This window comes from Hominimerdicola intestinalis, from assembly GCF_054655215.1.
On sequence record NZ_BAAHNZ010000013.1, the window covers coordinates 19,577 to 33,014 of the forward strand.

General features: G+C 44.0%; 13 protein-coding genes. 11 read left to right on the forward strand and 2 right to left on the reverse strand.

What is annotated here, in order from left to right; all coding sequences use genetic code 11:
- Positions 1-113 precede the first annotated feature (113 nt).
- Complete coding sequence (rsmA, locus tag ACYQ0H_RS10650; protein ID WP_459812818.1) at positions 114-980, reverse strand: 16S rRNA (adenine(1518)-N(6)/adenine(1519)-N(6))-dimethyltransferase RsmA; 867 nt, start codon at positions 978-980, stop codon at positions 114-116.
- Between the two features lie 197 nt (positions 981-1,177).
- Between rsmA and ACYQ0H_RS10655 the strand changes: the two genes are divergently transcribed.
- From ACYQ0H_RS10655 to purD, 11 genes are all read left to right on the forward strand, one after another.
- A complete protein-coding gene (locus ACYQ0H_RS10655; protein WP_459812819.1) occupies positions 1,178-1,429 on the forward strand; it encodes a hypothetical protein in 252 nt (83 codons plus the stop codon).
- Positions 1,430-1,608: 179 nt separating this feature from the next.
- Complete coding sequence (locus ACYQ0H_RS10660; RefSeq protein ID WP_459812820.1) at positions 1,609-1,755, forward strand: hypothetical protein; 147 nt, start codon at positions 1,609-1,611, stop codon at positions 1,753-1,755.
- Between the two features lie 41 nt (positions 1,756-1,796).
- Entirely contained in the window at positions 1,797-2,294 is a 498-nt protein-coding gene (purE, locus tag ACYQ0H_RS10665; protein ID WP_459812821.1) for a 5-(carboxyamino)imidazole ribonucleotide mutase, read from the forward strand.
- Positions 2,295-2,777: 483 nt separating this feature from the next.
- On the forward strand, positions 2,778-3,500 hold the full coding sequence (gene purC, locus ACYQ0H_RS10670) for a phosphoribosylaminoimidazolesuccinocarboxamide synthase (RefSeq protein ID WP_459812822.1): 723 nt from the start codon (positions 2,778-2,780) through the stop codon (positions 3,498-3,500).
- A gap of 70 nt (positions 3,501-3,570) precedes the next feature.
- A complete protein-coding gene (purF, locus tag ACYQ0H_RS10675; RefSeq protein ID WP_459812823.1) occupies positions 3,571-4,995 on the forward strand; it encodes an amidophosphoribosyltransferase in 1,425 nt (474 codons plus the stop codon).
- 26 nt (positions 4,996-5,021) lie between these two features.
- Positions 5,022-6,056, forward strand: a complete 1,035-nt coding sequence (purM, locus tag ACYQ0H_RS10680) for a phosphoribosylformylglycinamidine cyclo-ligase (protein ID WP_459812824.1) — start codon at positions 5,022-5,024, stop codon at positions 6,054-6,056.
- Between the two features lie 251 nt (positions 6,057-6,307).
- Positions 6,308-6,946 carry a phosphoribosylglycinamide formyltransferase gene (purN, locus tag ACYQ0H_RS10685; RefSeq protein ID WP_459812825.1) on the forward strand — a complete coding sequence of 213 codons (639 nt, stop codon included), beginning with the start codon at positions 6,308-6,310 and terminating at the stop codon, positions 6,944-6,946.
- Positions 6,947-7,009: 63 nt separating this feature from the next.
- A complete protein-coding gene (locus ACYQ0H_RS10690) occupies positions 7,010-7,726 on the forward strand; it encodes an IMP cyclohydrolase (RefSeq protein WP_459812826.1) in 717 nt (238 codons plus the stop codon).
- A gap of 46 nt (positions 7,727-7,772) precedes the next feature.
- Positions 7,773-8,954 carry a phosphoribosylaminoimidazolecarboxamide formyltransferase gene (locus ACYQ0H_RS10695; protein ID WP_459812827.1) on the forward strand — a complete coding sequence of 394 codons (1,182 nt, stop codon included), beginning with the start codon at positions 7,773-7,775 and terminating at the stop codon, positions 8,952-8,954.
- A 27-nt stretch (positions 8,955-8,981) separates the two neighbouring features.
- Complete coding sequence (locus ACYQ0H_RS10700) at positions 8,982-9,710, forward strand: PsbP-related protein (protein ID WP_459812828.1); 729 nt, start codon at positions 8,982-8,984, stop codon at positions 9,708-9,710.
- Between the two features lie 172 nt (positions 9,711-9,882).
- Positions 9,883-11,223 (forward strand): phosphoribosylamine--glycine ligase, encoded by a 1,341-nt coding sequence (gene purD / locus ACYQ0H_RS10705; RefSeq protein ID WP_459812829.1) that lies wholly within the window; start codon positions 9,883-9,885, stop codon positions 11,221-11,223.
- 54 nt (positions 11,224-11,277) lie between these two features.
- Here purD and ACYQ0H_RS10710 read toward each other — a convergent pair whose 3' ends face one another.
- On the reverse strand, positions 11,278-13,344 hold the full coding sequence (locus ACYQ0H_RS10710) for a glycoside hydrolase family 3 C-terminal domain-containing protein (RefSeq protein WP_459812830.1): 2,067 nt from the start codon (positions 13,342-13,344) through the stop codon (positions 11,278-11,280).
- Positions 13,345-13,438 lie beyond the last annotated feature (94 nt).

Sequence of the window (13,438 nt, forward strand, 5' to 3'; positions counted from 1 at the left end):
GCAAGACTTGAATATCAATATCATAGCAAAAATATACGGTGAAAAATGTCAGAAATACGGGAATATCATAATATTTTAATCTGCACAAAACGACATTAATCGTAATTGATGATCTAAGGCTCTGTCCCCTGCCTCAGCTCCTCTGTAAAACGTATCAGCTGTTCCAAAGTAAGCTTTTCGGGTCTGACGCTTTCCTCAAGTCCGGATCGTACAGCGGCGGCTGTAACAACGGATTTATCTATCCCAAGCGAAGCCGAAACCGAATTTACCAGCGTTTTTCTCCGCTGAGAAAAAGCTCCCCTTACCGTCCGAAAGAAAAATGCTTCGTCCGTAACTCCCTCCGGAGTTTTTTCCCTTATGTCGAACCTTATAACGCAGCTGTCCACATTAGGCGGAGGCATAAAGCTTCCCCTTGAAACGTTGAAAAGAAGCTTGGGTTCAGAAAAATAATTTACCGCCGCAGTGATTGCGCCCGCTTCCCTCGTTCCCGGCTTTGCACATAAACGCTGCGCCGCTTCCTTCTGTACCATGACCGTTACAGATCTTATAGGAAGCCTTTCCTCAAGAAGCTTCATAATTACGGGTGAAGTAATATAATACGGAAGATTTGCGCATACGGCGACCTCCAATCCTTCAAACTCCTCCTCAATAAGCTTTGAAAGATCGGTCTTCATAATATCGCCGTTTATTATCCTGACGTTTGAATACTCCGCAAGCGTTTCTTCAAGAACAGGAATAAGGCGCTTGTCAATTTCTACAGCGGCTACCTTGTCCGCTCTTTTTGCAAGCTCGTTGGTAAGCACGCCGATACCTGTCCCTATCTCGATTATACCAAAGCCTTTCCTGGCGTTGCCCATTTCCGCAATTTTCGGACATACCGTAGGATTTATCAGAAAGTTCTGCCCCAGCGACTTAGAAAATGTAAAGCTGTGCCGTTCAAGTACGTCCTTTATCACTTTTATATTTGAAAGATTTTCCATTAAAAATCCTGTCCCTTTCAAAGAATTACGCTTTTGCCGCGTCATATGATCTCAGATTATTTTAACATGATATTTACATTTTGTCAACCAATAAGAAATATAGTTTTTCAGCGTTACGCGGTTTATTTTAAGCAATTGAGGTAAAAATATTATTACGGGTATTTCCCGGGAAATTTTTTATGAAAGGAACGATAAGAATGGATAAGAGAAATTATTCAAACGGTCTTGATATGCCTCTGGGACTTGCAATGGCTATGGCTCAAAATCCTCTGGCTATGGATTACTTCACAAGGCTTTCCTCCGATCAGAAGGAGCAGCTTATTTCAAGCACTCACAGCGTCCGTTCCAAAGAAGAAATGCATCAGCTTGTGGATAATATGGCTGAAGGCTCTGTAAATCCCTCCTCCGGCACATATCCTGACAGTATGCCTCCCAGATTCAATATATAGTGATTTTACACAATAAATCTATTTTTATTCGTTATAAATTTTATATATTATGGTGTTGAAATTTCTATATAAGTATAGTACAATATTAATGTAAGGTTCTATGTTCTCACGTCGTAAAATTATGGTAAAAGGCGGTGCGGCGGAGCTTTATATTATCGAGTGCTTTAGGAGGATAAGGAATGAAAACGGCAGTTTCCGAAAAAACCGTTTTTTCAGAGCGTTTCTCTTATATTTCAAAGGATATGTCCGATGTATGCGGACGTGTTCTTGGTTTTTTGCACTCTAATCATATTATTTCAGTCAAAAATAAAACTGCAACGCTATAGTTGCAGTTTTTTTATTAACAAATACTGCGGGAGGATATTTTATGAAAAAAGTAGCGGTCATTATGGGCTCGGACAGCGATTTTCCGATTGTTAAGGACGCTGTATGCGAGCTGAAAAAATACGGAGTGCCTGTAGAATGCAGAGTTATGTCAGCTCACAGAACTCCTGAGCTTGCCGCTGAGTTTGCTTCAAAGGCAAAGGAAAACGGCTTCGGAGTTATAATATGCGCTGCCGGAATGGCGGCTCATCTGGCAGGAGTTATTGCAGGTCACACTACGCTGCCGGTTATCGGTATTCCAATTAAATCAGCTGCACTTGACGGACTCGACGCTCTTCTTGCAACAGTAATGATGCCTTCCGGTATCCCCGTTGCTACAGTTGCTATAAACGGAGCTAGGAATGCGGCGGTACTGGCTGTCCAGATGCTTGCGCTTTCGGACGAAACTCTTGCGGACAAGCTTGAGGACGCTAAAAAAGAAATGATCGAGGGAGTAAAGGCTAAAGACGAAAAGCTTCAGAAAGCTATTGCGGAGCTTTAATTCAACCAAAGGTAGAATTATTCTGATATATCTCTTTTCAGATTAGCTAAAAAGCACAATGTGGACATTAATTTTTTTGTTGCTGATTTACTTGATTTCAAGCTTGAAAATTAGTTTGATATTCTTTTTTGTTCAGAAGTTCTGCATTTTGTTCCGCCTGAAAAAAGAGCAGAAATTTTTGATAATTTCAAAAAACATACTGCATTAAATGGTATAAACGCTTTTAATGTATTTGTCAGCAAACCTTTTCTAAGTCGTCCTGATGACGCAGAAAAGAACAGACAGATATGGCACTCAGGCGAACTTTTCACATTATATCACGATTGGATAATAAATAGCTGCTCGGAAATTATTTTTGACTGCAACAGTGGTGGAACACCGCATAAGCATTGTATGGATATTCTTTTCGCTCAAAAAACAGGCGAAAATATATAAATATTAAAAAGTACAAAATACTATAAATTTATAATGGAGGAATTGGTTATGGAAAACATCGTAAAAACAGAACAGCTCTATGAGGGCAAGGCTAAAAAGGTATATGCAACCAACGACCCCGATCTTGTTATCGTTGATTACAAGGACGATGCTACCGCATTTAACGGCGAGAAGAAAGGCACTATTTTAGGCAAAGGCGCTATCAACAACAAAATGACAAACCTTATGCTGAGCCTGCTTGAAAAAGAAGGCGTTCCTACTCATCTCGTAAAAGAGATAAGCGACAGAGAAACTATAGTAAAAAAAGTTGAGATCGTTCCTCTTGAAGTGATCGTAAGAAACGTAGCTGCGGGAAGTTTTTCAAAGAAGCTTGGAATTGCAGAGGGTACAAAGCTTAAGCAGCCTACTCTTGAATTCAGCTATAAATGCGACGAGCTGGGTGATCCGTTTATCAATAAATATTACGCTCTTGGACTCGACCTTGCTACCGAGGAAGAGATCGAAGCTATTACAAAATACGCTTTTATGGTTAATGACTTTATGGTAAAGTTCTTTAAGAAGATCAACGTTGACCTTATCGACTTCAAGATCGAATTCGGAAGATTTCACGGAGAGATCATTCTCGCTGACGAGATCTCGCCCGATACCTGCCGCTTCTGGGATTCTGCTACTCATGAAAAGCTTGATAAGGACAGATTCAGAAGAGATATGGGCGGCGTAGAGGACGCTTATCAGGAAATGATGAAGAGAGTTTCTGAAGCCGGAATTTAACAATAAAATAAGACGCAGCATACGCTCTGACACATATCCGACTTTATCCATTTATCCGGAGGTTTTGCTAATGTTTAACTCTATTCACGAAGAATGCGGCGTTTTCGGTATCTATACCGATGAAACAAGCGACGTTGCCGCTCAGACATATACTGCGCTTTACGCTTTGCAGCACAGAGGACAGGAAAGCTGCGGTATAGTTGTAAACGACGACGGAGTTTTCAGACATCATAAAAATCTCGGCCTTGTAAATCAGGTTTTTGACAGGGATACGCTTGAACAGCTGGGAAAAGGCAACATTGCTATAGGTCATGTGCGTTATTCGACTACCGGCAGCTGCAGCGCTGTAAATGCTCAGCCGTTGGTAGTACGCCATGTCAAGGGACCGCTTGCAATAGCCCATAACGGCAATCTTACCAACGCCAGAAAACTTAGGGAGAAGTATGAGAATAAGGGCATGATCTTTCATACGACCAACGATACAGAGGTAATTTCATATTCCGTAACCGAGGAACGCCTTACGGCTCCTTCGATCGAAACGGCTGTCGAGAGAACTATGGACAAGATAAAAGGCGCATACTCTCTTGTAATTATGTCGCCGTCAAAGCTGATCGCAGTAAGAGATCCCAACGGTTTCAGACCTCTTTCCCTCGGAAAGATAGACGGCGGCTATGTTGTTTCATCTGAAACCTGCGCTTTCGACAGTATCGGTGCGGAGTTTATCCGTGATATAAAGCCGGGAGAAATTATTGTGATCGACAAAAACGGACTGCGTTCAATAGAAAGCCACTGCGGCGGCAAGGGTACTATGTGCGTTTTTGAATATGTCTACTTTGCACGTCCCGATTCGGTAATCGAAGGCTCAAGCGTCCATAAAGCAAGGCTGAGAGCAGGAAAATATCTGTGGCGCGAGCACCCTGCAGACGCTGATATTGTCATCGGCGTTCCGGATTCCGGACTTGACGCAGCGTTGGGATTTTCACAGGAAAGCGGAATCCCCTACGGTATCGGATTTATTAAAAACCGCTATATAGGAAGGACATTTATCCAGCCGACTCAGACGGAAAGAACAAATTCGGTGAAGATAAAGCTGAATGCGATATCAAACACCGTAAAAGGCAAAAGAGTCGTTATGATAGACGACAGTATAGTAAGAGGAACTACCTGCGCTCGTATCGTAAAACTGCTGCGAGACGCAGGCGCAAAAGAGGTCCACGTCAGGATCTCCAGTCCTCCGTTCGTTTCCCCCTGCTACTTCGGTACGGACATCGACAGCAAAGACAACCTTATAGCCTGCCGTATGACTAATGAGGAAATATGCCGCTATATCGGCGCGGACAGCTTGGGCTACCTCAGCGTTGAAAGTGTACAGAAGCTTGCCGGAAATTCAGACTGCGGCTTCTGCACAGGCTGCTTCAGCGGAAGCTATCCAATAGAAGTGCCTAAGGAAATGCCTAAGGATAAATTTGAATATAAAATATCAGAGCATAAGTAAAGAATAAAGCTTGAAAGGATAAAATTATGAACAGTTACTCAAACAGCTACAAGGAAGCCGGCGTTGACGTTACTGCCGGATATAAAGCAGTAGAGCTTATGAAGCAGTATGTCGGACGTACTATGACAAGCGGCGTACTGAGCGGACTCGGCGGCTTCGGCGGTCTGTTCGAGCTTGATATGACAGGTATCTCAAAGCCTGTTCTTGTTTCGGGAACAGACGGCGTCGGAACAAAGCTTAAGATCGCTTTTCTTATGGATAAGCACGATACCGTAGGAATTGACTGCGTTGCTATGTGCGTAAACGATATTATCTGCTGCGGAGCAAAGCCGCAGTTTTTCCTTGACTACGTTGCCGTAGGAAAAAACTATCCCGAAAAGATAGCTCAGATAGTTTCAGGCGTTGCTGAAGGCTGCGTTCAGTCGGGAGCGGCGCTTATCGGAGGAGAGACCGCGGAAATGCCGGGCTTCTATCCAGTTGACGAATACGACCTTGCAGGCTTCGCTGTAGGAGTTGTTGATAAGGACAAAATACTGAAGCCCGATACTCAGAAGGCCGGCGACGTTATGATAGCTATCAAATCGAGCGGAGTTCACTCAAACGGCTTCTCCCTTGTAAGAAAGGTGTTCAACGTAAGCGAGTCAAATCTTGCAAGACATTATTCCGACCTGGGAACTACCCTCGGAAACGTATTGCTTACGCCTACCAAGATATATGTAAAGGCTGTAATGAAGCTTCTTGACAGCGTAAAGGTAAAATCAATTTCACATATTACAGGCGGCGGTTTCTATGAGAATATTCCTAGATCACTGCCGAACGGTCTTTCCGCTAAGATTGAAAGAAGTGCCGTTCAGGTGCTTCCGATATTTGACGTTATTGCCAAAACAGGAAACATTCCTGAGCGTGATATGTTCAATACCTTTAATATGGGCGTGGGAATGACAGTCGTAGTTGATAAAAACGACGCTGACAAGGCTGTTGCCGCTATCAATGCGGCAGGCGAAGAGGCTTACGTTCTCGGCGAGCTGGTAGAATCCGATCTCGGCGTAATAATCTGCTGATCTACGGCTGATATAGGCAAGGATCACAGCTTGTCTAGTAATATTTTACAGTAAATATCTTTCATTTTATTTGTAGCTTCTGCATAATTTTATATCATATATTTTATGCATAGCTACAAAATTTAATTTAATTAAAAACTTTTTTGTTCATAGTTGCACATTTGTATGCAACTTTTCCCCCTTTTTTGCCTATTAGTGAAGGGTGTTTTATAAACCCTTCGGAAATAAAAGTTAAGAAAGAGGTTTTTTATTTGAAAAAAATATGCGTTCTCGTTTCAGGCGGCGGAACAAATTTACAGGCGCTTATCGACGCTGAAAAAAGAGGAGAAATCAAGGGCGGAAAAATCACCTGCGTAATTTCTTCAAAAGAGGGGGCCTATGCTCTTGAACGTGCAGAAACTGCAGGTATTCCTTCAGTGGTGATATCAAGAAAAGACTATTCCGACAGCGTTTCATACAGCCGTGCGGTACTGGCTGAGCTTGACAGGCAAAAGGCGGATCTGGTGGTACTCGCAGGCTTCATGACTATCCTCGACGAGTGCGTTACAAAGGCTTACAGCTATAGGATCATAAACGTTCACCCGGCGCTTATCCCCTCCTTCTGCGGCGAGGGCTGCTACGGGCTTAAAGTACATGAAAAGGCGCTTGAATACGGCGTCAAGGTATCGGGTGCAACGATACATTTTGTAAATGAAAAAGCAGACGCAGGCGCAATAATTCTTCAGGGGACGGTTGATGTGGAAAACGGCGATACTCCCGAAACGCTCCAGAGAAGAATAATGGAAAATGTAGAATGGAAGCTGCTGCCAAAAGCAGTGTCACTGTTCTGTGAAGGCAGAATTTCCATTGTAAACGGCAAGGCGTATGTTGATCTTGAGGAAGACCAATGATCAGGCTGAAACTCTGCAAACCATCAGACAGCGAGCATAAAAATATACAACAGGAGGTATATAATGAAAACACTTGACATTTACGAGGAGCTTAGGTCCAATTCCTACCCCGGAAGAGGAATTATTATCGGAAAATCCGCTGACGGAAAAAACGCGGTAACAGCCTATTTTATCATGGGCAGAAGCGTAAACTCAAGAAACAGGGTATTTACCGAAACTGATGACGGTATCAGAACCGAAGCGGCAGACCCCTCTAAGCTTACCGACCCGCACCTTATCATATACTCCCCTGTACGTGTACTGGGCAATAAAACGATAGTTACAAACGGTGACCAGACCGATACTATCTACGAGCTTATGGATAAGCAGCAGACATTTGAGCAGTCGCTCAGAACCAGAGAATATGAGGATGACGCTCCAAACTACACGCCGCGTATTTCCGGAATCATGCATGTTGAAAACGGCGCATATAATTATGCGATGTCAATACTTAAATCCGCAGACGGAAACCCTGACTGCTGCGAAAGATTTACATACTCCTACACAAATCCCCTCAACGGCTTCGGTCACTTTATCCACACATATATGGGCGACGGAAATCCCCTGCCAAGCTTCGAGGGCGAGCCTAAGAAAGTAGAAATTCCAAACGAAATTGAGGAATTTACAGCTAAGCTTTGGGAAAGCCTTAATGATGACAACAAAGTTTCACTGTTTGTAAGATATATTGATATTGAAACAGGCAACTCGGTTTCAAGGATCGTTAATAAATACAGCAAATAATTACTTTCTATTGCTGAAAATACCAAATTACAGGAGGAAAATTTTTATGGCAAACGAAATGCTTTTAAAATACGGCTGCAACCCTAATCAGAAGCCGTCGAGAGTATTTATGGAAAACGGCTCTGAACTTCCTATCGAGGTGCTTAACGGCAAACCTGGATATATAAATCTGCTTGACGCTTTCAACGGCTGGCAGCTTGTAAGAGAGCTTAAAAAGGCTACCGGTATGTGTGCTGCAACATCTTTTAAGCACGTTTCACCGGCAGGCGCAGCTGTAGGCAGACCTCTTTCTGAAACAGAGGCTAAGATTTATTTTGTAGACGATCTGGGTGAGCTTTCTCCCCTTGCCTGTGCTTACGCAAGAGCCAGAGGCGCCGACAGAATGTCTTCATACGGCGACTTTATTGCACTATCCGACGAATGCGATGCCTGCACAGCTAATATGATTAAGAGAGAGGTTTCTGACGGAATTATTGCTCCCGGCTATACCGACGAGGCTCTTGAAATTCTAAAGTCAAAGAGAAAGGGAACCTATAACATTATTAAAATCGACGAAAATTATGTTCCTGATCCTATTGAAAGAAAACAGGTTTTCGGCGTTACGTTCGAGCAAGGCAGAAATGAGCTTAAAATAGATGAAGCTATGCTTTCAAATATTGTTACAGAAAACAAAAATATTCCTGATGACAAAAAAATTGATTTGATCATCTCACTGATCACGCTTAAATATACCCAGTCAAACAGCGTCTGCTACGTTAAGGACGGTCAGGCAATAGGTATCGGAGCAGGTCAGCAGTCAAGGATCCACTGCACAAGACTTGCCGGAAACAAGGCTGACATCTGGTGGCTCAGACAGCACCCCAAGGTTCTGGGACTTCAGTTTGTTGATGATATACGCCGTCCCGACAGAGATAATACTATTGACGTTTATATTTCCGACGAGTATATGGATGTTCTCGCTGACGGTGAGTGGCAGAAAATGTTCAAGGTCAAGCCTGAAGTTTTCACCAAGGAAGAACAGAAAGAATGGCTTGAAAAGAATACCGGCGTATGCCTTGGTTCTGACGCTTTCTTCCCATTCGGAGATAATATTGAAAGAGCTAAAAAGTCCGGTGTTTCATACATTGCCGAGCCGGGCGGTTCTATCAGAGATGACCATGTTATCATGACCTGCAATAAATATAACATGGCTATGGCATTTACGGGAATAAGATTATTCCATCATTAATCTTAATTTTATAGAAGGAGAAAGAATATGAAGAAACTGCTTATCGCCGCAATAGCGGCATCACTCGTTATGGCTTTTACAGGCTGCGGAAGCGATGATGATTCTTCAAGCTCAAAGAAGGATAAATCATCAAAGGCTTCAGTGACCTCATCTGAAACGGCTGAGGAATCCAAAGCCGAAGAATCAAAGGCTGAAGAATCTTCAGCTGAGGAATCAAAGGCGGAGGAGTCAAAGGCTGAAGAATCATCAGCAGCTGAATCCTCAGCTGACAGTTCAAACGCTGAAAAGGGACTTAAGGACGGAGTATTTACAGGAACAGGCTACACAATTAAAGTAGACGAAAAACTTTGGACTAACGCTTCCGATACTAATTCAATGGTTGACTGTATGTTTATGTATGCAGGCGGAGGCACTGACGCTATGGCGGCAACCGCAAACTTCAACATAATTGCACAGCCGGCAGGAACATTCGGCTCATCTTCACCAGCAGACTATGCCGAGATCATAAAGAAGCAGTACGATTCTACGGAAGGCTACAGCGTTACAGGCGGCTCGGAAATGACAGTCAACGGAAGGGACGCATATTTAGTATCTGTTGATGTAAGCCAGTCTGAAAATTTCACAATGAATATGAATCAGATAATCATAATTGAAAACGGATACATTTACGCAATAAGCTACGGCGCAGAAAAATCAGCATTTGCAAATATTGAAAGTGATTTCAATGACGTTATCAATTCCTTTACCGTATTATAATCAAAACCGATTTCACTGAACGTTTGTCCTAAACAGGCGTTCAGTGATTTAATATCTGATAAGAACACACGTCCAGCTATAAGACGTATTGGTGATCTTAAATTAATTTCCGCAAACAACAGCGGGGTAATATGAACAGAAAATCTGAAACTCAAAGCTTGGAGGAATTAAAATGAAAATATTAGTTGTCGGAGGAGGCGGACGTGAACACGCCATAATTAGAAAGCTCGCTCAGTCTCCAAAAGCTGAAAAAATCTACTGCACTCCGGGAAACGGCGGTATAGAAGCCGACGGAGCGGAATGCTTCAACGTTTCCGCAACGGATATAGAGGGCGTACAAGCTCTGGCTCAAAGGCTTGAAGTCGATATGGTCGTTGTCGCTCCAGACGATCCTCTGGTTCTTGGAATGGTAGACGCTTTGCAGGAAAAAGGTTTTATGACCTTTGGACCTAAGAAAAACGCGGCTATAATTGAAGGCTCAAAGGTATTTTCAAAGGAGCTTATGAAAAAGTACAGTATTCCTACCGCAAGGTATGAGGTCTTTACCGACAGCGAATCCGCTATTTCCTACGTTAAAGAGCAGAATACCTATCCTGCGGTAATAAAGGCGGACGGTCTTGCGCTTGGAAAGGGAGTAATTCTCGCTCAGAATGAGGAGGAAGCTGTAAATGCTATACGCTCAATGATCGACAACAAACAGTTTGGTGACAGCAGTTCTACAATAGTTGTCGAAGAATTTCTCACAGGCCCTGAGGTTTCAGTGCTTTCATTTACCGACGGAAAAACAGTTGTTCCTATGCTTTCATCAATGGATCACAAAAGAGCCTATGATAACGACGAGGGTCTTAATACAGGCGGTATGGGTACTGTTGCTCCGAATCCTTATTATACCGCTGAGATCGCACAGGAGTGTATGGACAAAATTTTTCTTCCTACAATGAACGCTATGAACGCAGAGGGCAGAACCTTTGAGGGTTGTCTGTATTTCGGACTTATGCTTACTCCAGACGGTCCTAAGGTGATCGAATATAACTGCCGCTTCGGAGATCCCGAAACTCAGGTAGTTCTCCCTATGCTTGAAACCGATCTGACGGAGATAATGGAAGCGATCTATAATCATAGACTTTCCGAAATTGACGTAAAATGGAGCTTAGGCAGCTGTGCCTGCGTAGTTATGGCAAGCGGAGGCTATCCTCTTTCATACCCGAAGGGACTTGAGATCTCAGGACTCAACGAAAACGGTCAGCTTGACGGCTGTGAGGTTTTCCATGCAGGAACAAAGCTTGCCGACGGAAAATTCCTTACAAACGGCGGCAGAGTTCTCGGCGTAACAGCCAAAGGCAGCACTCTAAAGGCGGCAATTGACAGCGCTTATGCAGGAGTTGAAAGGATCGGCTTTGAAAACGCTCACTACAGAAAAGATATAGGTCAGAAAGCGCTGAAGGCTCTTTCCGACGAATCCCTCGAATCAGAAAAGTATCCTGAGGATAACGACGTTTATTCAAAACAATAAAAACAAGGACTGCCATTCATCTGAAAGGCAGTCCTTTTCAACATAAAACATAACCTACGGCTCATAATCCGCGCTGAACTCTGCGCAAACCGTTCCGGTAAGCCTGCTGCTGAGAGCGTCAGGCTGCGAAAATCCTGCATATAAAGTAAAACCGATCCCGTCTTTAATGCGCTTCCCGTTTTCACCAACAACTGTAAAGAACTCCTTCGGAATATCTGCTGCAACTGTTTTGCTCTCCCCTGCCCTGAGGGTTATCCGCTTGAAACCGCATAAGGAATAATTAGGTACGGCATATACGCTTCCCCGTACCTTTATATACAGCTGCAAAACCTCGTCGGTATCGAAGCTGCCGTTATTTGAAACCCTGCATACCGCCCTGCCGTCCGAAAACGACAGACTGTCAGCTATGCATTTCGAGTAGGTAAGTCCATAGCCGAAGGGATAAAGTATATTATCCTGAGTATAGCGGTAGGTTCTTCCCTGCATTGAATAGTCCTCAAAATCAGGCAGCTTGTCCGCTGACCGATAAAACGTTACGGGAAGTTTTCCCGAGGGGGATATTTTTCCGAAAAGAATTTCCGCCAGCGCTTTGCCGCCGTGAGAGCCGGGATACCATGCCTGAATAACCGCATCAGCTCTGTCTTCCTCAATATTAAGAGAGCTGCCAGAAGCAAGCACGGCTATAACAGGCTTTCCGGTATCAAGAACCGCTTTAAGCAGACGCCGCTGACTTTCAGGAAGTCTTAGATCCTGCTTATCGCCGGAAGCATAGGCGTTGCCTGCGTCGCCTTCCTCTCCCTCCAAAGAAGCGTCAAGTCCCAGACAGAGAACGACTGCGTCGGAATTTTCCGCGGCAGCTACCGCTTCGGAAATCCTGTCATACGGCATAGCCAGAGCTTCCGTTCTGTCCTTATACAAATGACATCCCTCAGAGAAATAAACACGTCCCTCAAATTCCGCTTTTATGCCCTCAAGAAAAGTCGTACAGCAGGAGGAGGTCCCGCAGTAATTTCCGTACAGCGCCGCCCTGCTGTCCGCATTCGGGCCGATCACGCTTATCGCTCTGAGCTTGCTTTTATCAAGCGGCAGTATACCGTCGTTTTTCAGCAGTACCATTGACTTTTCCGCCAGCTCCAGCGATACTGCATTATGCTCCGGACAGTCTATTACGTCAAAAGGTATATTATCATACTCCGTTTCAGCGCCCATTCCAAGCTTCAGGCGTATTTCCAAAGCCTTTCGGGCAGCTTTGTCAATATCGCTTTCATCGAGCAGACCGTTCTGTACAGCTTTCATTGCATGGATATAGGTACTGCCGCAGTTTATATGACAGCCGGACCTTATCGCCAGTGCGGCGGATTCTTCGGCAGTTGAAGTTACCATATGATTAGTGTGAAAATCCTTTATTGCCCAGCAGTCTGATACGAAATATCCGTCATAGCTCCACTCATTGAAAAGTATATCCATAAGATGAGAATTGGCGCAGGCAGGTTCGCCGTTAACTCTGTTATACGCTCCCATTACCCCCTGAACTCCCGCTTCGGCAAGCTTTTCAAAGGCGTATAAATAGGTTTCACGCAGATCCTTTTCACTTACCTTTGCGTTAAACTCATGCCTCACAGCCTCCGGACCGCTGTGAACGGCGAAATGCTTGGCGCAGGCGGCAGTTTTCAGATACTCCCCCTCTCCCTGCAAACCCTTTACAAAGGCTGTCCCCAGTTCCGAGGTAAGATACGGATCTTCTCCGTAGGTTTCATGACCCCTGCCCCAGCGCGGATCACGGAAAATATTTATATTCGGACTCCACAAGGTAAGACCCTTGTAAATATCGTTATCCCCCTTAGGATGAGCGTAGTTATACTTTGCTCTGGCTTCCGTAGAAATAATATCCGCCGCTTTGAAAATAAGGGCTTTGTCAAATGCCGCCGCCATTGCTATTGCCTGCGGAAAGACGGTTGCCGTTCCTGCTCTTGCAACTCCGTGAAGTCCTTCGTTCCACCAGTTATAGGAATCAATCCCAAGTCTTTCGATTGCGGGAGAATCATATTTCAGCAGAGAGCATTTTTCTTCAAGCGTCATCTGCGACACAAGCTGCTCCGCCTGTTTCTTAAAGCTTTTCATTTCAGTACCTCCTTTACAGCAAAAGCCGTTTAAGATATTCTTGTCTATAAAAAATATCCTAAACAGCTTATTTTCAAAATGCAAATTTATCTTC

What these genes read in the sequence shown, in the direction of transcription:
- rsmA (WP_459812818.1), bottom strand. Translation starts at nt 980, where the DNA reads ATGGAAAATCTTTCAAATATAAAAGTGATAAAGGACGTACTTGAACGG.
- ACYQ0H_RS10655 (WP_459812819.1), top strand. Translation starts at nt 1,178, where the DNA reads ATGGATAAGAGAAATTATTCAAACGGTCTTGATATGCCTCTGGGACTT.
- ACYQ0H_RS10660 (WP_459812820.1), top strand. Translation starts at nt 1,609, where the DNA reads ATGAAAACGGCAGTTTCCGAAAAAACCGTTTTTTCAGAGCGTTTCTCT.
- purE (WP_459812821.1), top strand. Translation starts at nt 1,797, where the DNA reads ATGAAAAAAGTAGCGGTCATTATGGGCTCGGACAGCGATTTTCCGATT.
- purC (WP_459812822.1), top strand. Translation starts at nt 2,778, where the DNA reads ATGGAAAACATCGTAAAAACAGAACAGCTCTATGAGGGCAAGGCTAAA.
- purF (WP_459812823.1), top strand. Translation starts at nt 3,571, where the DNA reads ATGTTTAACTCTATTCACGAAGAATGCGGCGTTTTCGGTATCTATACC.
- purM (WP_459812824.1), top strand. Translation starts at nt 5,022, where the DNA reads ATGAACAGTTACTCAAACAGCTACAAGGAAGCCGGCGTTGACGTTACT.
- ACYQ0H_RS10690 (WP_459812826.1), top strand. Translation starts at nt 7,010, where the DNA reads ATGAAAACACTTGACATTTACGAGGAGCTTAGGTCCAATTCCTACCCC.
- ACYQ0H_RS10695 (WP_459812827.1), top strand. Translation starts at nt 7,773, where the DNA reads ATGGCAAACGAAATGCTTTTAAAATACGGCTGCAACCCTAATCAGAAG.
- ACYQ0H_RS10700 (WP_459812828.1), top strand. Translation starts at nt 8,982, where the DNA reads ATGAAGAAACTGCTTATCGCCGCAATAGCGGCATCACTCGTTATGGCT.
- purD (WP_459812829.1), top strand. Translation starts at nt 9,883, where the DNA reads ATGAAAATATTAGTTGTCGGAGGAGGCGGACGTGAACACGCCATAATT.
- ACYQ0H_RS10710 (WP_459812830.1), bottom strand. Translation starts at nt 13,344, where the DNA reads ATGAAAAGCTTTAAGAAACAGGCGGAGCAGCTTGTGTCGCAGATGACG.